Consider the following 18,055-nt stretch of genomic DNA (forward strand, 5'->3'; position numbering starts at 1 on the left):
AATCTAGTTCACCACCGCACCACCGGGACCCGCGGCCTCACCGGAGCGCGTCGGCCACCTCCTTCGCCGCCTCCATCACCCGGGGCCCGACCCGGTGCGGCACGGTGTCGGTGAGCATGACGACCCCGACGCTGCCCTCGATGCCGCTCACGCCGAGCAGCGGCGCGGCGGCGCCGCTCGCCCCCGTCTCCAGTTCGCCGTGGGTGAGGGCGTACCCGGGGTTGTCGACCTCGCCCGCGCGGGCGGCCAGTATCGCCCGGCCGGCCGCGCCGCGGTCCAGGGGGTGTCGGAACCCGGCGCGGTAGGCGACGTGGTAGTCGGTCCAGGTCGGCTCGACGACGGCGACGGCCAGCGCCTCCGCGCCGTCGACGAGCGTGAGGTGGGCCGTGGCCCCGACGTCCTCGGCGAGCGCCCGCAGCGCGGGCAGCGCGGCCTCCCGGACGAGCGGGTGCACCTGGCGTCCGAGCCGTAGGACGCCGAGCCCGACGCGGGCCCGGCCGCCGATGTCCCGTCGGACGAGTTCGTGCTGCTCCAGCGTGGCGAGCAGCCGGTAGACGACCGTGCGGTTGACGCCGAGCCGGGTGGCCAGCTCGGTGACGGTCAGCCCGTGATCGGTCTCGGCGAGCAGTTTCAGGACACGCAGTCCTCTGTCGAGCGTCTGCGAAGTCTCCGCGGTCACGACGCCCCCTCCTCCGATGAAAGGCGGGCTCTCGTCGCGGTGGGGTTGCGCTTCCGGTCCCGTCCGGCAGCGCGCGAGGAGAGGCCGCCGGGTCGCTTGACGCATACGTTCCTTGACGCATACCACCGGCCGCGCTCCGCGGCGGCGCTGCCACGGGGCGTGTACGTGACCGGCACGGTAGCGAGCCGGTCCGCTCTCCGGAAGAGTCTGCCCACAATCCGGGCGCCGCGCAGAGTAATTGAGCAAGAGACGATCGGTGTACCGGCCGTCGTGCTCCCCCGCGGGCGCCCGGACCGTCGGCCCGGACCGCCGGCCCGGGCCGTCAGGTCACTTCATGCGCGTCGCCCACTCGCGCACCTTCTTGATGCGCTCGTTGAGCTGTCCGGCCGTGGCCTCGGCGCTCGGCGGGCCGCCGCAGGTGCGGCGCAGCTCGGTGTGGATCACGCCGTGCGGCTTGCCGCTCTGGTGCGCGTAGGCGCCGACCAGGGAGTTCAGCCGCTTGCGGAGCTCCAGCAGCTCCTTGTGCGTCACGACGGGCCGGCGCTCGGCCGGCATCTCCAGCAGGTCGGCCTCCTCGTCGGGCTTCCGCCTGCTGTGCGCGATCTGCCGCGCCTGCCGCTTCTGCAGCAGCAGTTGCACCTGCTCCGGCTCCAGCAGCCCGGGGATGCCGAGGTAGTCCTGCTCCTCCTCGCTGCCGGGGTGCGCCTGCATGCCGAACTCGGCGCTGTTGTACAGCACCCGGTCGAAGACCGCGTCCGACTCCAGAGCCTCGAAGGGGAGCATGTCCTGCTCGCCGGTGTCCTCGTCCTGCTGCTTCTCCGCCTCCGCCAGCTCCTTCTCGGACTCGGCGTAGGGGTCCTCCTCGCCCTCCTTCTTGGGCTTGTCGAGGACGTGGTCGCGCTCCACCTCCATCTCGTTGGCGAAGCTCAGCAGCATGGGGATGGTCGGCAGGAAGACCGACGCCGTCTCGCCGCGCCGCCGCGACCGCACGAAGCGGCCGACCGCCTGCGCGAAGAACAGCGGCGTCGAGATCGTCGTCGCGTAGACGCCGACCGCGAGCCGGGGCACGTCCACGCCCTCGGACACCATGCGGACGGCGACCATCCAGCGGGAGTCGTCCGCCGCGAAGTCGTCGATGCGCTGCGAGGCACCCGAGTCGTCGGAGAGGACGACCGTCGCGCCCTCGCCGGTGATCTCCCGGAGCAGCTTGGCGTAGGCGCGGGCCGAGTCCTGGTCGGAGGCGATGACCAGGGCGCCCGCGTCCGGGATGCTCTTGCGGACCTCGGTGAGCCGCCGGTCGGCGGCGCGCAGCACGTTGGGCATCCAGTCGCCGCGCGGGTCGAGCGCGGTGCGCCACGCCTGGCTGATCGCGTCCTTGGTCATCGGCTCGCCGAGCCGCGCCTCCAGCTCGTCGCCGGCCTTGGTGCGCCAGCGCATGTTGCCGCTGTAGGAGAGGAAGATGACCGGGCGGACGACGCCGTCGGCGAGGGCGTTGCCGTAGCCGTAGGTGTAGTCGGCGGCGGACCGCCGGATTCCGTCGTTGCCCTCCTCGTAGGTGACGAACGGGATGGGGTTGGTGTCGGAACGGAACGGCGTGCCGGTGAGAGCGAGCCGCCGGGTGGCCGGCTCGAACGCCTCCAGGCACGCCTCGCCCCAGGACTTGGAGTCACCGGCGTGGTGGATCTCGTCCAGGATCACGAGCGTCTTGCGCTGTTCGCACCGGTTGCGGTGCAGCATCGGACGTACGCCGACACCCGCGTACGTCACGGCGACGCCGTGGTACTCGCGGCCCAGCGGGCCCGCGCTGTACTCCGGGTCGAGCTTGATGCCTATGCGGGCGGCGGCCTCCGCCCACTGCTTCTTCAGGTGCTCGGTCGGTGCGACGACGGTCACCTGCTGGACGACGTGGTGGTGCAGCAGCCAGGACGCGAGGGTGAGCGCGAAGGTGGTCTTGCCGGCGCCGGGGGTGGCGACGGCGAGGAAGTCGCGCGGCTGCTCCTGGATGTACTTCCCCATCGCGCCCTCCTGCCAGGCGCGCAGCTTGTTCGCGGTACCCCAAGGGGCCCGGCCGGGGAAGGCGGGCGAGAGATGGTGGTTGGCTGTGGTGGTAGTCACGGTCTCCGTCGGCTGGATCGGGGCCTTGAGAAATCGACAAACGACAACCGCGTCAGCCTACCGGGGGCCGGGACGAGACCGTCCGCGTCGGCGGGCGCGCGGACGGTTCCGGACGTTCATGACCGATTCCGGACGGTTTCGTACGGGCCGGCGACGGGCCGCGGCCGGACGTGGCGGACCCGCTGGTGGCCGGGCGGTTCCGGGGTCCGGGGCCGCCTGCCCGTCGGCCGGCGACCGGCTCCCGCGGCCGGCGTGAGACTTCCGCCACGTCGCGCGCCCGGCCCGCCGTGACGTCGAGGACGAGCCGCTCGGCGGCGTCGGCGTCCCGGCGGGGCTCCACCCCGCGCGGGGCGAGGAGTATCGCGCGGGCAGGCCAGGCGCGGTGCGTTCGCCCCCGACGACCGGCGGGCGGCCGGCCTCCGGCTCTCGCGACAGCGACGCGGCCTTGCCGGGCGGTCCGGGTACATCTCGTGCCCGCACGTCTCCCCCCTTCTCTCTCCCCCCGCCGGGCGGTGCGGGGCCGGCGCCGGTCCCCCGGATGTCGCGGACGACGGCCTCGGTGTCGCCGGCGCGGGCGCGGCCGGCCACGGGCGGGGCGCCCTCGGGGGCGGGACCTCCTCGGGGGGCGAAGCCTCCTCGGGGGGCGGGTCGTTCGTCGGGGGCCGGGTCGTCCGTCGGAGGCCGGGTCGTCCGTCGGGGGTCAGGTCGTCCGTCGGGGCGGTCGTCACGTGGGGGCCGGTCCGGGAGCTCGCGCCGGCTCTCCGCCTGGCCGCCCGACCGGCCACCGGCCGCGGGCCCGGCGGCCGGTCGCGGGCCCGGCGGCCGGTCGCGGACGGGTGCTCGTCCACCGCGCGCGGGGTGGCGGCCCGTTGGGGGGGCGCCTTCCCGGCGGGCGTGCTCGCGGAGGGTGACCGTGCGGTCGTCGTCGAGGCGGAGGACCAGGGACACGACGACCGCACGGCAGCTTCAAGGGGCGGGCGTGGTACCGGTTTTCGACTCCTGGCCCCTCTCGCGTATCCCCAGAGCGGTCACCCGGCCTCCGCCGCCGGCCGCAGCCGGGTCGTGATCCAGGCACCGGCCAGGGCCACCGCCGCCAGCGTCACGTAGACGGAGACGAAGGCGGCCGGCGGGGCCGCCGCCTCGGCCGCGTCGCCCTCCGCGGCCACGGTCCCGCCGCCGAAGGCGCCGAAGAGGACGCCGCCCGCCCCGACGAGGACGATGTTGCCGAGGGCGTCGGAGAGCTGGAGGGCGGCGGAGTTGACGCCCTCCTCGCCCGGGCGGGACAGGGACAGGACAAGGATGCCGCTGCTGGAGATCGTCAGACCGATGCCGTAGCCGCCGACGATCCAGGCGACGGCCACCAGCCAGACCGGCACCCCGTCGGCCAGCACCAGCGGCACCATGGCGACGGACACCGCGACGAGCACCATGCCCAGGCCCATCAGCCGGTGCCGGTGCCGCTCCAGCCCCGAGCGGCTCTGGGTGAACGAGCCGAGGGCCCAGGCGAGTCCGCCGCCGGTCAGCGAGAGGCCGGCGGCCGTGGCGGACAGGCCGCGCTCGGTGACCAGCATCAGCGGAATGAAGCTCTCCGCGCCGAGGAAGGCACCGGCCGCGACGCCGCGCAGCAGCACCACGGACGGCAGCCCGCGCGCCGCCCGGAACGTGCCCCTGGGGACCAGCCGGACGATGGACGGCGCGAGCAGCGCCAGCCCGGCGACGGCCGGGACCAGGGCGAGCCAACTGCGGTCCTGCCCGGCGTACTGGAGCAGCCCGGCGCCGGCCGCGACGGCCAGGGCGAGCAGGACGCGCCGCCGGTCGACGGCGCCGCCCCGGTCGGTCCGCGGCAGCTTCCGCAGGGCCGGCAGCATGACGAACAGCGGCAGCAGGATCAGCACCGGGATCGCCAGGAACACCCAGCGCCAGCTCAGCCGCTCGGCGACCGACCCCGCGACCACCGGGCCGACCAGCACCGGGACCACCCAGGCCGCCGAGAACGCGGCGAGGATCTTCGCCCGCAGCCGCTCCGGATAGGCGCGGCCCACGACCACGTACAGCGAGACGACCACCAGGCCGCCGCCCAGCCCCTGCACGAAGCGGGAGCCGACGAACATCCACATGTTCTGCGAGCAGCCCGCGAGGACCAGTCCGGTGCCGAACGCGGCGATCCCGGTGAACAGCGGCGCGAGCGGACCGGAACGGTCGCTCCACTCCCCCGAGAGCGCCATGGAGAACAGGCTCGCCGTGAAGTAGGCCGAGAACGCGAAGGCGTAGAGGCCGATGCCGTCGAGCGCGCGGGCGGCGATGGGCATGGCCGTGCTGACCGCGCTGGCCTCGAAGGCGATGAGCGAGATGACGGAGATGATGCCGAAGGTGAGACCCCGGTAGCGGCGGCCGAGCACACCGCCTTCGTCGTCCGGCGGGGGCGCGGGGGACGCGGACCCGGGGGCGGGCGAAGGGGAGGGGGACGGGGACGCGGGGCCCGGCGGAGGGGGTATGGAGTCGGCGGTGCTCATGTCAGGGAGCGTAGGCAGGGGACGCCCGGACCGCCTCTGACCGCGGAACCGGTTCGTCCTCGTCCCTTCGCCCTACCTCCGGAGTCACACGGGCCCCGGAAGCCGGGGGCTTGCCGAGGCCGGCTCTCGGGGGCTCACCGGGACCGTCACGCGGGGAATCTCCCGAATCGTCCCCGCGAGGCCCCCCGACACCGGCTCGCGGGGACTTGCCGAGGCCGGCTCGCGGGGCCTCGCCGGGGCCGTCACTCGGGGAGTCTTCTGAACCCTCCAGCCAGGGCCCCCCGACACCGTCACGCGGGGACTGTGCGTGCCCCTCACGCCGTCAGCAGGACACCCGCGTAGGACACGCCCGCGATCACCACCCACGAGCACAGCCCCAGCGCCGCCACCCGCCCCCCGGTCCGTACCAGCGAAGGCAGGTGGACCGCGCTGCCCAGCCCGAACAGGGCTGCGGCGAGCAGCAGTTCCTGGGCGTGCTGCGCGCCGTCGAGCACCGCGCCCGGGACGGCCCCGGTGCTGCGCACGGCGACCATGGCGAGGAAGCCGAGGACGAACAGGGGGATGAGCGGGGGCCGCTTCCCCTGGTCGGCGGTGGCATGGTGGGCGGGGGCCTCGGCGGCGGAGGTCTCGGCGGCGGAGGTCTCGGCGGCGGACGCCTGCCTCCCGTCGGGCGTCCTCGCGGTGGGTCCCCGGCCGGCGGCGGCCTTGCCGGCGAGCGCCTTGCCGGCGGCCGAAGCCGCCCGCGCATGGGCCCGCCGCCGGCTGACGGAGACGGCGACGGCCGCGACCAGCGGAGCCAGCAGCGCCACCCGCATCAGCTTCACCAGGACGGCCTCGCCGAGCGCCGCCGGCCCGGCCGTCTGCGCGGTCGCCACGACCTGGCCGACGTCGTGCACGCCCGCGCCGACCCAGCGCCCGAATTGGGTGTCGTCCAGCCCCAGCGGGTGGTGCAGCAGCGGCAGCACGGCTATGGCGAGCGTCCCGCACAGCGTGACGAGGGCGACGGACGTGGCGACGTCTTCCTCATCACTGCCCGACACCTCGCTGACCGCCCCGATCGCGGAGGCCCCGCAGATCGAATAACCGGTCGCGATCAGCAGCGGCTGGTCGCCGCGCAGGCCGAGCTTGCGGCCGAGCCAGAGCGTGCCGAAGAAGGTGGCCGTGACGACGGCGAGCACCATCGCCACCGTCGCCCAGCCGACCCCGAGCACATCGCCGATGCTCAGCTTCAGCCCGAGGAGCACGACGCCCACGCGCATCAGCCGCTTCCCGGCGAACGTCAGCCCCGGCCGTCCGACGCCCCGCACCCGGGCCTTGACCCCCGGCAGGTGGGCGGCGGTGATGCCGAGCACGACGGCCGCGGTGAGCATGGGCACGGCGGGGACCAGCCGGTGGACCGTCCAGGCGAGGGCGACGCCGAGGACCGCCATGACCAGGCCGGGGAGTGTGCCGGGGGGCGCGGCGGCCGTTCCGGTGCGGGCATCGCCCGGCCGCGCGTTGATCACCGCCATGACGGCTGCTCCCCCTGCTCTTCCCATTCCGGCCGATACAACCGATACAACCGGTAAAACCTATATGACCCGATCATCTGCGTGATCCGGCCGTCCCCCGCACCGTCCCGCCGCCCGGCGGATCTCACAGCTCCTCGGCGGGCAGGTGGTAGACGCGCCGCACGCTGGAACCCAGCCGCGCGATGTCCGCGCCGTAGACGTGGATCGAGATCGCGGTGGACGAGCAGGCGTTGCGCACCCGGTGGATGTCGCCGGGGGGCGCGAAGCCGCAGACGTCGCCCCGCACGTTGACGACGTCCTCGGTGGCGACCAGCCGGCAGCCCGTGCCGTCGGGGACGAGCCGGTACCGGCGTTCGCTCTCCGCCCCCTGATGGACGCCGGTCACGCACCACGAGACGTGGTCGTGGACGGAGGTCTGCTGCCCCGGCAGCCAGACCAGGGCGACCAGGGAGAAGCTGCCGTCCGGCTCCGCGTGCAGGATGTGCTGGCGGTACCGCCGGGGGTCGCCCTCGCACTGCTCCGGGGTGAGCAGATCGTCGGCGCCCAGGTGGACGGCGAGGCGTTCACCGACGAGATAGGCCGTCGTGTCCGGCGGCAGGCCGCGGCCCACTGCCTCCCGGACGTCGTCGATGAGCCCGCGGAGGCGGGCGGTCGTCGGGGCTGCGGTAGGAGTGGTCATACGGGCAGGGTCGAGGCCGTGATCCATCACGTCCAACGACAGTTTGTTGGTCGGGTGCAAATTTCCGCTTATGGATCCCGCGGATGCGCCGGGCGGGGGCCGGCCGGACCGGACGCCCTCGGCCGTCCGCTCAGCACCCCTCGCGCCGCGCCGCCGCGGCCTTGAGTTCGTCGAGGACCAGCGCGGTGGCGGGAACGCGCAGGTGGTCGCGGAGGACGTACGCGGAGACCCGGCGGCGGGAGGCGGGGTCGAGCGCGCGTCCGGTGATCCGGTCGTGGCGCAGGAACGACAGCACCAGCCCCGGCATCATCGCCACCCCCAGCCCCTCGGCGACGAGGGACTGCACGACCAGGTTGTCGTCGGTGGTGAAGGCGATGTCGGGGGCGAAGCCGACCTCGGCGCACTCGTGCAGGAAGTTGGTGCGGCAGCGCAGGCAGCCGGCGATCCACCGCTCGTCGGCCAGGTCGGCCAGTCCCACGGCGCGGCGCCGGGCCAGCGGGTGCCCGGCGGGGAGCAGCACGGTGAGCTGGTCCTCCAGCAGCGGGATCTCCGCGAGTTCGTCCGAGACCTCGTCGTGCAGCCCGGGGTAGGTGAAGGCGAGGGTGATGTCGCACTCGCCGCGCACCAGCCGCCGGAGCGAGTCCGGCGGCTCGCCCTCCAGCAGTTCGACCCGTACGCCGGGGTGGTCGGCGGCGAGGCGGGCCAGGGCCTCCGGGACGAGGGTGGCACCGGCGCTGGGGAAGGCGCAGACCCGGACCCGCCCGGCGCGCAGCCGGGTCAGGGAGCTCATCTGCTGCTGGGCGACGGTGAGGGTGTCCAGGATCGTCTCGGCGTGGCGCGCGAGCGCCTCCCCCGCCTCCGTGAGCCGCATCCGGCGGCCGACCCGGGTGAACAGCGGGGTGCCGACGGCCCGCTCCAGGCCCTTCATCTGCTGGGTGATCGCGGGCTGGGTGTAGCCGAGCGCCCGCGCGGCGGCGGAGTACGAGCCGGCCTGGACCACCGCGTGGAACGTCTTGATGTGCCGCGAGTCGAACACGCCGGAATCATAAGCGGAATTTGGGGTAGCGGGCAGATCCGGCTTGAATGACTTCTGGATCAACGGACTTTTGGGGCATGGTGGACATATGGCGGCTCACGCAGCTCATCCGGCACGTTACGTCTCCTACGACGCGGCGGAACTGGCCTACCGCGTCCTGGAAGCGCGCACCGCCGACGCCCCGGGCCCGCCGATCGTCTGCCTCGCCGGCGGCCCCGGCCGGGACGCCGCCTACCTGGGCGACCTCGGGGGCCTGAACGCCCGGCACACCCTCGTCATCCCCGACAGCCGCGGCACCGGCGACTCGCCTCCCGCCGACGACCCGCGCGGCTACGCCTTCCCGGCCCTCGCCGAGGACGTCGAGGCCCTCCGCGGCCACCTCGGACTCGACCGCTTCGCCCTCCTCGCCCACGACGCCGGCTGCGCCACCGCCCAGGCGTACGCCGCCCTCTACCCGCACCGGGTCAGCCACCTCGTCCTCGTCGCCCCCGGCTCCCGCCTCCAGGGCGAACTCCCCACGGACGCCGAGGAGATCTTCGAGTCACGCGCCACGGAGGACTGGTGGGTGGACGCCTACGTCGCCGTCCACTCCCTCGCCGACACCCACGACTTCCCCGAGGCCCGCGCCCTCCTCCGGCGCGCCGCCCCCATGGGCTACGGCCGCTGGGACGCCCCGCAGCAGGCCCACGCCGCCACGGAGGACGGCCAGCTCCACCCCGTCCCCCGCATCGCCTTCTGGCAGGGCGTGGACGAAGCGGCCCGGCGCGCCCTCCTCGAACACCTCCGCTCCGCCGCCTTCCCGCTCCTCGTCCTCACCGGCGACCGCGACGCCATCACCGGCGTCCGGGCGGGCGAGCTCGTCGCCGCGTCCTTCCCCGCCACCACCCGCACCGAGGTCCGCACGCTCTACGGCGTGGGCCACTACCCCTGGGTCGACGAACCGGACATGTTCCGCCCGATCGTCGAGGACTTCCTCCGCCCCCACCCCGAGCCGCACCACCGAACGTCCCCGCCCGCTCGCTCGTGAACGTCCCCGCCCGCTCGCTCGTGAACGGCGCATGACGGTCATATGGCACGCCGCGCAAGGCCGTTGTGACCCGCCGCCGGCCCCCCCTATCGTCGATGACGGAGCACGACACGGCCGTGTGCCCGAGTGGTTCAGGGACTCGCCTGCAAAGCGAGTTACGCGGGTTCGATTCCCGCCACGGCCTCTTCTGTCAGAAGCGTCGAACCGGCCTCCCTGGTGCCGTGTCACCAGGGGGCGGGACGTCGCACATGACCTTGCGTCGGCGATGTCGCCCTCGACTGTCGCCCTCGCTTGTCGCCCTCGCCGAAGCGGTGGGGCACCAGTCGGTCGCGTGTTTCACGGCGAGCGCATGGCGGCGGCGTACTTCAGGGCGAACGCGTGGCGGCGTACTTCAAGGCGAACGCGCTGCGGCGGCGTCCGGAAGGCGCGTGGGTCCCCCGCCGTCCCACCGGTTCGGTCCCGGGCCGTGGCCTCAACCCGTTCCCATTCCGAGGAACTCCGGGCGACTGAGTACCCGTACTCACGCCGAGCCCCCACCCTCAGGCGATCGTACGGATGCCCGGGTCGACCCCCCGCTCGTAGCGTGACGGTCATGACATCGGCCGACACCCACCAGGCACCGGACGGCGCGTCCGGCGCCGGCACGGCTTTCCTCAAGCTGCTCGGCGGCGTGGCGCTGTGGCTCTTCGCCGCCTTCACCTTCACGGCCCTGCCCATCTCCGTGATGGCGAGCGACGGTTGCGACACCGGCGACACCAGTGTGATCTGCACGAGCGCGGGTCAGAACGCCGTGGTCTGGACGCCCATCCTCGTCGCGCCCGCCGCCGCCGTCCTCGGCACCTGGGGCCTGGCCTCCCGCCGCGACAACGGCCCGGTGGCCTGGATGATCGCCTTCATGATGCTGATGGCGACGTGGTTCGCCGTCCTCTCGATCGCTCGGTGAGGGCGCGGGGACGCCCCCGCCCACCCGCCCCCGGACGGCCGCCGGGAGAATCGGCCGCGCAAGAGGCGACCTCGTGTGCGCCGCCCCCGCTCGAACAGGCCGTCATTCCATGGATCCCCTCGCCGCCGGCGACCCCCTCCGCCTCGGTCCCCACCGTCTCGTCGGCGTGCTCGGCGCGGGAGGCATGGGCAAGGTGTACCTCGGGCAGGACGCCGCCGGGGGCATGGCCGCCGTCAAGGTGCTGCACCCGGAGATGGCGCACGACCCGCACATGGCGCGGCGTTTCGTGCGCGAGGCGCAGGCCGCGCAGGCGGTGACCAGCGGGGGCGTCGCGCGGGTGCTCGGGGCGTGGACGGAGGGCGGGCGGCCGTGGATCGCCACCGAGTTCCTGGCCGGGCCGACGCTGGACGAGGCGGTGGAGCGGCACGGGCCGTTCGACGAGGCGGGGGTCAGGGCGCTGGGCGCCGCGCTGGCCGCGACGCTCCGGGACATCCACGCCGCCGGGCTCGTCCACCGCGACATCAAGCCGTCCAACATCGTCCTGACGTCCTCGGGCCCGCGCGTCATCGACTTCGGCATCGCCCGCCCCGAGCACGGCCTCACCCTCACCGCGACCGGCATGAACCCCGTCACCCCCGGATACGGCGCCCCCGAGCAGGTGCTCGGCCGGCGCGTCGGCCCGCCCGGCGACGTGTTCTCGCTCGGGGCCGTGCTGGCCTTCGCGGCCACCGGCCGGCGGGCGTACGACGGTACGGAGGTGGCATCCGTCCAGTACAAGGTCGTCCACGAGGAACCGGACCTGGCGGGTCTCCCGGCGCCGTTGCACGCCCTCATCGCGCCCTGCCTGGCCCGCGAGCCCGGACACCGGCCGCCGCCCGCGCTGATCGCCACCGCCATGGCCCCGCCCAAGGGCGCCGACCGCGTCTGGCGCCGCGGCCCCCTCGCCGCCGACGTCACCCGGCGCGAGTCCGAGGCCCGGAAGCTGACCACCCTCACCGGCGCCACCACGGCCGCCCCCGGCGCCGGCCCCTCCCGCCGCCGGCTCGTCACCGCCCTCGTGGCGGGCGGCGCCGCGGTGGCCGCGGCGGGCGGCACCGGCGCGTGGTGGTTCCTGCGCGACGGCGGGAACTCCGGGCGCAAGACACTCAAGGGCGACCCCACGCCCCCTCCCCAGCCCTGGGACGCCAAGCCCCTGACGGCCGGCCAGTACGAGGAGGGCCACCCGCCGGCGGAGCTGTGGGGTCCGGTCGCCACGTACTACTCCGCGCCCGCCCCGCTGCCCATACACGACCTGGTCATCACCATGGGGACCGACGGCCTCGCGGCCTTCTCGGTCCGGGACGGCCGGCGCAAGTGGCAGGTGAAAAGCCAGCAGACGGGCCGGTTCGCAGGCCGCTCCGACACCGTGGTGACCACGTTCGGCTTCGACGGCCGCCTCGTCGGCCTCGACAGCCTCACCGGCGAGGAACGCTGGAGCGCGGACGTCGACGCGGACCAGGTCCACGCCGTGGACGACACGACGGCGTACTTCGCCGACGGAGACCGGGACCGCAAACCGAAGAACCTCTGCGCCTACGACACCCGTACCCGGAGCATCCGCTGGACCGTGCCCCACCCGGACACGGAAGTGTCGACCATCGACCCGACCCTGACCGTCACCGTCAAAAACCGCCTCGTCCTCTACGGCCGCGACGGCGTCCTCCACATCCTGGACACCTCCTCCGGCCGCACCCTGTGGAAGGCCCACCACCGCCCCGAGTCCCACGACAGCCTGCTGCCCGCCGTCCGCGACGACACGGTCTACGCCGGCGGCAAGATCCTCGCCGCCTACCGCCTGGACACCGGGGAGAAAATCTGGTCCCTCCCCTCGGCCTCCTACCGGGTCGGCCCCACGATGGGCGGCAAGAACGCCTACAACGGCTGGTCGGCCCCACTCGTCGACGGCGACTTCCTCTACGCCCTGGACCTCGACCTCATGCACTGCCTCGACCGCCGCACCGGCGAAACCGTCTGGACCCACCACCTCGAGGGCCGGCCCTACCCGCCCCTCACACCCCCCGCCGTCCAGGGCCACACCCTCTGGCTCGCCACCGGAGGCACCGGAGCCACCGCCCTGACCCTCGACAAACGCTCCGGCAAACCCCTCTGGTCCCACCCCTGGCGCGGCAGCCTCTCCCCCTGGCTGATCGGCTCGGGCAACCGCGTCTTCCTGTCAGCGGACGGCGGCCTGACAGCTATGCCGGTGGTATGAACCGGCGCCGCCGCGCGACGACCAGGGCTCCGGCGCCCGCCCCGACGACCACGGCACCGCCGACAGCTACCAACACCCAGGTCATGGCATTCGTCCCCCCACCACGACCGGCCGCCTCGGCCTCGTCCCCGGCCCCACCTTCTGTACGGCGCGGCACCGGCCGGGAAACCGTCCCCGAACCCGTGGCCCCGGTAAGGGGATTGACGTCTGCGGGCCCGGGATCGCCCGGGTCCTTGAGCGCGATGCGCGGCCGGACCACTCCGTAGCCGAGGGTGTCGCTGCGTTTCTCACCGCTCTTGGGGCCGCCGGCCGTATTGATGAGGACGCGGAGTACCTGGTTGGCCGTCCAGTCGGGATGGACGGACCAGAGGAGGGCGGCGGAAGCGGAGGCAAGGGCGCTGGCGGCGCTGGTGCCGTGGCTTCGGCAGATGCCGGTGCTTCCGAGGCAACTGTGGAAGATGTCATCGCCTGGGGCTGCCAACGAAACCTGCGGCCCGTGTGCCGATTCGGCCGTCACGCGCGCATCCTTGTCGATCGCGCTGACGGCCACGACTCCGGGGTAGGCCGCCGGGTATTCGACGGGGCTCCCCTCGCGCCCGTCATTTCCCGATGACGCGAACAACAACTTGCCGCGTGACAGCGCGTACCGCACCGCCTCTTCCACCTCGCGACCGTGACCCGGGTTTCCGAACGACATATTGATGATCTTGGCCGGGGAATCGGCCGCGTGGCGGATGGCTCGGACGACGGCCTCGCTCTGGGCTCCCCACCCGTCGGCGCGGCTCAGGACGCGCAGCGGCAGGATCTTCGCCCCTGGTGCCAGACCCTTGGTCGCGGACTTCTCCGGCCCTTTGCCGGTCCCGGCGATGAGCATCGCCATCGAGGTGCCGTGCCCGATGGCGTCCTTGTGGGAGCCGGTCGCGGAAGGCAGGAAGTCCTTTCCGGGGAGCACTTGTCCGCGGAGGTCCGGAAGGCTGTCGTCGACGCCCGAGTCGATGACGGCCACCGTGATCCCGGTCCCCGTGCTGGTACGCCACATCTCCTCGGCGTGCATGCCGTCGAGGTACCACTGGTGATCCCGTACCGTGTCGGCCCGGGCCGGTCCAGTGGTGGCAGGCAGGAGGAAGAGACCCGTGGCGAGGGCACCCACGGCCGTCTCCCACCACCGGCGCCTGCGTTCACTCATGTGCGGAATGCCCTCTTCCTTACGCGGGTTCAGTCGACGACAGGCGGGACGGTGCCGTGTTCGCCTCGCGGCTGCGGATTCTCCTCCTCGACCAGGTAAGAGGGACGCCGGCCGCCGGAACCGCCTTCCCGTCCGGTGCCGGCACCCGAGGAGCCGCGGAGCAGCCCCGACCCGCCCTGGGTGAAGGGTCGCCCACCCGAGACGGCCCCCTGAGCCGTCCGACCGCCGCCCACCACGCCGCCGCGCTCGGACGCCAGACGGCGACCGCCCGTCCTCCCGCCCACGTTGCCCGGTCCGGTGCCCAGTCCTCCCGAGGCGCCGCCGACACCGGGCCCGTACCCCATGCCCGGACGCCCCTGGCCGGCCGCCGTTCCACCGACGCCGGGTTCCGCCCCGACCACCGTGCCCCGAGGCCCCGCCGGCAGCCCTTGCCCAGGGCCCCTGGGACTCGGCCGCCCGCCCACCACACCGTCGGCGGGCCCACGGGAAGCGAAGGGAGGCACATCACCGCCTCCGGGCAGCCGCGGCACAACGGGCGTACGGGAGGCAGGTACGCCCGCGCGTCCGGCTCCCGGGCCGCTCCCGGTCGGGGCAGCAGGTCCACGCCGAGTGTCCCCGGGCCCCATGCCTCCGCCCGGCTTGGGTAGCGGCGGTACTCGGCCGGGCCACGTCGGCGGCATTCCGGGGACGCCGGGGAGGTGCCCAGTGGGGTGGTGCGGGGGAAGAGTCGGCCCTGTGGGCGCCGGACGCGGCGGCGTGGGTGCCGGTTGTCCACCATCCGGGATCGTGGGAACCGTGGGAACAGGCACGCCACCGTCCACCTTGGTCGAGGTGTCGGGGCGGTCGACGGGCGGAACGGTCGTCGTACCACCGGACGCGCCGCCGCCCTGCCCGCCCGACTCATGACCCGTCACCGGACCGCTCGACACGGCGACACCTCCCCCGGGAGCCCCGCCGCGGCCGACGGAATCCACCATGCCGGCGGCAACTGCGCCACCGCCGGCACCGCCGCCTCCGCCCCCCGGTCCGTCGAGCGTGACGTCCTCGGAATCGGCCCTGCCCTGGGAGGGCAACATCGCGTCGGGCATCGGTGGGAAGTTCGGCCTCGCCCCCTTGGTGATCTCGTCACCGGAGTCGTTGTACGCCTGGGCCAGCCGTGTCATCGCCTCGGCCGCTTGGTCGTGCTCCTTGCGGAGCTGCTTGAGCGCGGCCGTGACGGCGGCGGGGCTGGGACCGTCCTTGGACCGCGCGTCGTTGAACTTGGCGGGATTGTCACGAAGCCCGGGATGGAGACGGTCGAACTCATCCACCTTCGCCTTGGCATCGGCCGGAAAAGGCGGCATCTTCTGCGCCGCGCTCAGGGCGTTGGCGGCGGCGCAGACCCACATGCCGACCTTCTCGCTGTACCTGCTCAGGTCCAGGGTGGCGTTGGACATGTCGGCGCCCCAGGTACGGAAGGCGTGGGCCCCCGGTCCGTCCCACTCCAGACGGCTCATGTGGTCCTTGAGTTGCTGCCCCACCTCGCCGATCGTCTGGGCTGCCTCCTGCAACCTGATGCCTACGGCCCTGATCCGGTGCTCGTTCGCGTGCTCGACCATGGCGAGCAGTTGCTCGTGGGAGTACGTACCGAAGTCCGGAACCGGCGCGGCGGTGAACGTGGGCCGCGCCGACTCGGCGCCCGCGCCCTTCCTCTCCTGTCCCGTCATGTCACATGCCCCCCTTGTCGTGGTCGCCACCCGAGTGCTCCGGATCGCCGCCCTTGGGCGCGTGCGGATCCAGCTTCGGGTCGTAGTGCTTCTCGATCTCCCGTTGGATCCTCCACATGCGGCGCTGGTGCTCCAGGTCCGTCTCCCGGTAGTCGTTGCGGGCCCCTTGCACGGCCAGGCTCATGGCCTCGATCTGGTCTGCGAGCAGTTTCGAGAGCGTCGCCAGGTCCTGGTGGACGGCCTGGTAGGCGCCGTACAACGCGCCCACCGCGTCGAAGTCCTTGCCCAGATGCCCCTGGTCGAACGTCGCCTCCACCATGCGCGATGGGCCCGCCTCCGAGCCGACCAGCTTGACCAGCGCATCATCGATGCGCCCCTTGAAGGTCTTCAGCGTGTCGAGCTCCACCTTCAGCTTGTCGCCCGCGGGCTGCTCCCCCACTTCCGTCCCCACCCCTCGCCTGCCACATCAGTGAGCCCTACATCAAGCCACGCCAGCCTACCGACAGGTACTGACGTGTACACCAGGGCCATCCGTAACTGCACCGTCACGTGGGACGAGTTGCGCACCTCGGCCCGGCCATCAGGCACCAACACCCCTCGCCGTCGGCGAGCCAACGCCGTCAGCGAAGTGACAGACGGGCGCGTACTTGGTGTGAAACGCACCCAACACCGCCAAACTGTCAGACTCTGCCAAATCCTTGCCCCAGCGAAGTCGGTTGACTTACAGTCACCTCTCGCATGCGGGAGCATCGCCGTACCACCACGGAAATGGACAGTGCCAACTACCCAGCCGCGGAGGCAAGATGTCCGACTTTGGCCACGCTGATGACGGCATGGCGGACTTGCTGCGGAGACTGAACGAGGTGACGGAGCGCATGCACGATGCCTGCGCTGCCCTGAAAAAGGTCGGACCGAAGGGGCTGGGAACCCAAGGGCTCGACGCCGCCTGTTATCACTTCCAAGACAACTGGCACGACGGCATCAAGCGCATAGCCAAGGGTTCCAAACACATCCACAGCGCCCTGAAGGAGGCCTCGAAGGAGTTCACGGCATACGAACACGGCCTACGTCAGGGGTTCAGTACCCGGGAACGGTGAACCGTCGCCACCACGCGTCCGACAGGCGCAATCCACCTACAGGAGAGACATGTCCGACTCCGCATGGCCTGGCCTGGGGTTCAACCCGGCGAAAGGCAGCGTGAGAACGACCGATTGGCTTGCACACGATGTCGGCCGAGTCGCAGACGAACTCGAAGAACTCCACGGCCTGATAGAGAAGATCGGCAAGTCGGACAAAGTTTGGAAAGGCGAGGCAGCCACAGCCTTCAGAGGCCAGCTCGGCAAGCTGCCTACCTACTTACAGCAGGGCAGTAAGTCCATGCATGACTGCTCGCGCGCGCTCAAGCAGTGGCGCGAGCACCTCCACACCCACCAGGAGACGGCCAAGAGGCTGGAAACCGACGCGATTGCCGCGAGATCAAGAGTAAAGGAGACGGTCGAAACCAGTAAAACCATCAATCAAAAGATCGACGACATCAACCGCAATCATGTGCAGATCTCCAAAGCCGAAGCCGACAAACTGACGGCCGAGAGCAGCAAGGCCGCCTCGGAGGCCAGCAAGGCCGCACGCGCGCTCGACCTGGTCATCGCTGAGGCCGAGCGCCTACGGGAGAAATGGGAGCGCCACTCGGAGGAAGCCGCAAAGGCGATACGCGAGGCCGCCAAGAACCATCCGCCGGACATCAGCGTGTGGGAGCGAATATCGGGCGGCCTCAACAAGGCCTGGAAGGGTTTCAAGAACTTCCTCGTCAAGCACGCAGACCTGTTTTCCACAATGTCGAATGCATTGGCCTTGGCAGCCATCGTGGCCAGTGTCTTCCCGCCCGCTGGAGCCGTTCTTGGCGGTTTGTCGGTTGCCTGTGCCAGCGCGGCGATGGCGGGACACTACATGGCATGGCAGCGCGGGCTCATCAGCACCAAGACGGGTTTCACTAAAATGGGAATGGACTTTTTTGGCCTCCTCCCCGCCTTCGGAGCGGGCAAGGGGGCCATTCAAGGGATAAGGATGGGCGTCAAGGGCGAAAAGGCGCTCAAAATGTCCGAGAAGGCAAGGGATGGACTCCTGGAAGGATTTAATAACCCTCTCAGTATCAAGGGAGCCGGCGCTGCCACAAACCGAATCTCGGGAAGGAACATCATTGGAAAGATCGAGGAAGGCGCCGAGGTCGAACCTGCAGTGATCTCCGGTACGGTGAAGGCACTGTCCGCCGCACACGGATTCGAAAAGCTGATCACACATGGCGAATATTCCAGCCACCGCGAGAGGGAACCGCTCATCCAAGCACCCGCTCCCTACGCAGGCAGAAGAGGCACACCCGCCAGGTTCCACGAAGCGCTGGCCACTTATTAG

14 protein-coding genes and 1 tRNA gene are annotated in these 18,055 nt (G+C 72.1%); 6 read left to right on the forward strand and 9 right to left on the reverse strand.

From position 1 onward, the window contains the following. Positions 1–37: 37 nt before the first annotated feature. From ACZ6X9_RS15975 to ACZ6X9_RS16000, 6 genes are all read right to left on the reverse strand, one after another. Positions 38–679, reverse strand: a complete 642-nt coding sequence (locus ACZ6X9_RS15975; RefSeq protein ID WP_469778566.1) for an IclR family transcriptional regulator — start codon at positions 677–679, stop codon at positions 38–40. A gap of 327 nt (positions 680–1,006) precedes the next feature. Beyond that, the gene (locus ACZ6X9_RS15980; RefSeq protein ID WP_469778567.1) at positions 1,007–2,794 is read right to left on the reverse strand and encodes a DEAD/DEAH box helicase; all 1,788 of its coding nucleotides are present in this window, start codon (positions 2,792–2,794) and stop codon (positions 1,007–1,009) included. 1,028 nt (positions 2,795–3,822) lie between these two features. Next, complete coding sequence (locus ACZ6X9_RS15985; protein ID WP_469778568.1) at positions 3,823–5,307, reverse strand: MFS transporter; 1,485 nt, start codon at positions 5,305–5,307, stop codon at positions 3,823–3,825. Positions 5,308–5,621: 314 nt separating this feature from the next. After that, a complete protein-coding gene (locus ACZ6X9_RS15990) occupies positions 5,622–6,818 on the reverse strand; it encodes a YeiH family protein (RefSeq protein ID WP_469778569.1) in 1,197 nt (398 codons plus the stop codon). A 124-nt stretch (positions 6,819–6,942) separates the two neighbouring features. Continuing rightward, positions 6,943–7,497, reverse strand: a complete 555-nt coding sequence (locus ACZ6X9_RS15995) for a cysteine dioxygenase family protein (RefSeq protein ID WP_469778570.1) — start codon at positions 7,495–7,497, stop codon at positions 6,943–6,945. 130 nt (positions 7,498–7,627) lie between these two features. Then, positions 7,628–8,533, reverse strand: coding sequence for a LysR family transcriptional regulator (locus ACZ6X9_RS16000; protein WP_469778571.1), 906 nt, complete (start codon positions 8,531–8,533; stop codon positions 7,628–7,630). An 88-nt stretch (positions 8,534–8,621) separates the two neighbouring features. On the opposite strand from ACZ6X9_RS16000, the gene ACZ6X9_RS16005 reads away from it, so the two are divergent. From ACZ6X9_RS16005 to ACZ6X9_RS16020, 4 genes are all read left to right on the forward strand, one after another. After that, the gene (locus ACZ6X9_RS16005; RefSeq protein ID WP_469778572.1) at positions 8,622–9,560 is read left to right on the forward strand and encodes an alpha/beta fold hydrolase; all 939 of its coding nucleotides are present in this window, start codon (positions 8,622–8,624) and stop codon (positions 9,558–9,560) included. 112 nt (positions 9,561–9,672) lie between these two features. Beyond that, positions 9,673–9,744: transfer RNA gene (locus ACZ6X9_RS16010), tRNA-Cys, on the forward strand. 408 nt (positions 9,745–10,152) lie between these two features. After that, complete coding sequence (locus ACZ6X9_RS16015) at positions 10,153–10,503, forward strand: hypothetical protein (RefSeq protein ID WP_469778573.1); 351 nt, start codon at positions 10,153–10,155, stop codon at positions 10,501–10,503. Between the two features lie 109 nt (positions 10,504–10,612). Beyond that, complete coding sequence (locus tag ACZ6X9_RS16020; RefSeq protein ID WP_469778574.1) at positions 10,613–12,754, forward strand: protein kinase domain-containing protein; 2,142 nt, start codon at positions 10,613–10,615, stop codon at positions 12,752–12,754. Here the strand turns inward: ACZ6X9_RS16020 and mycP are convergent. From mycP to ACZ6X9_RS16035, 3 genes are read right to left on the reverse strand one after another with little or no spacing between them, the layout of a single operon-like run. Next, positions 12,738–13,940 (reverse strand): type VII secretion-associated serine protease mycosin, encoded by a 1,203-nt coding sequence (gene mycP, locus ACZ6X9_RS16025; protein WP_469778575.1) that lies wholly within the window; start codon positions 13,938–13,940, stop codon positions 12,738–12,740. The two genes, ACZ6X9_RS16020 and mycP, sit on opposite strands and share 17 nt — an antisense overlap. 29 nt (positions 13,941–13,969) lie before the next feature. Next, positions 13,970–15,646 (reverse strand): hypothetical protein, encoded by a 1,677-nt coding sequence (locus tag ACZ6X9_RS16030; RefSeq protein ID WP_469778576.1) that lies wholly within the window; start codon positions 15,644–15,646, stop codon positions 13,970–13,972. A gap of 1 nt (position 15,647) precedes the next feature. After that, the gene (locus ACZ6X9_RS16035; protein ID WP_469778577.1) at positions 15,648–16,085 is read right to left on the reverse strand and encodes a hypothetical protein; all 438 of its coding nucleotides are present in this window, start codon (positions 16,083–16,085) and stop codon (positions 15,648–15,650) included. 364 nt (positions 16,086–16,449) lie between these two features. Here ACZ6X9_RS16035 and ACZ6X9_RS16040 point away from each other — a divergent pair, with 364 nt between their 5' ends. Then, a complete protein-coding gene (locus ACZ6X9_RS16040) occupies positions 16,450–16,743 on the forward strand; it encodes a hypothetical protein (protein ID WP_469778578.1) in 294 nt (97 codons plus the stop codon). Positions 16,744–16,792: 49 nt separating this feature from the next. Continuing rightward, positions 16,793–18,055, forward strand: coding sequence for a putative T7SS-secreted protein (locus ACZ6X9_RS16045; protein ID WP_469778579.1), 1,263 nt, complete (start codon positions 16,793–16,795; stop codon positions 18,053–18,055).

This window comes from Streptomyces sp. NPDC052910, assembly GCF_055585605.1.

Bases quoted from the DNA above. Each gene is read 5' to 3' on its own strand.
- ACZ6X9_RS15985 (WP_469778568.1), bottom strand. From the start codon at position 5,307: ATGAGCACCGCCGACTCCATACCCCCTCCGCCGGGCCCCGCGTCCCCG.
- ACZ6X9_RS15990 (WP_469778569.1), bottom strand. From the start codon at position 6,818: ATGGCGGTGATCAACGCGCGGCCGGGCGATGCCCGCACCGGAACGGCC.
- ACZ6X9_RS15995 (WP_469778570.1), bottom strand. From the start codon at position 7,497: ATGACCACTCCTACCGCAGCCCCGACGACCGCCCGCCTCCGCGGGCTC.
- ACZ6X9_RS16005 (WP_469778572.1), top strand. From the start codon at position 8,622: ATGGCGGCTCACGCAGCTCATCCGGCACGTTACGTCTCCTACGACGCG.
- ACZ6X9_RS16015 (WP_469778573.1), top strand. From the start codon at position 10,153: ATGACATCGGCCGACACCCACCAGGCACCGGACGGCGCGTCCGGCGCC.
- ACZ6X9_RS16020 (WP_469778574.1), top strand. From the start codon at position 10,613: ATGGATCCCCTCGCCGCCGGCGACCCCCTCCGCCTCGGTCCCCACCGT.
- mycP (WP_469778575.1), bottom strand. From the start codon at position 13,940: ATGAGTGAACGCAGGCGCCGGTGGTGGGAGACGGCCGTGGGTGCCCTC.
- ACZ6X9_RS16030 (WP_469778576.1), bottom strand. From the start codon at position 15,646: ATGACGGGACAGGAGAGGAAGGGCGCGGGCGCCGAGTCGGCGCGGCCC.
- ACZ6X9_RS16040 (WP_469778578.1), top strand. From the start codon at position 16,450: ATGTCCGACTTTGGCCACGCTGATGACGGCATGGCGGACTTGCTGCGG.
- ACZ6X9_RS16045 (WP_469778579.1), top strand. From the start codon at position 16,793: ATGTCCGACTCCGCATGGCCTGGCCTGGGGTTCAACCCGGCGAAAGGC.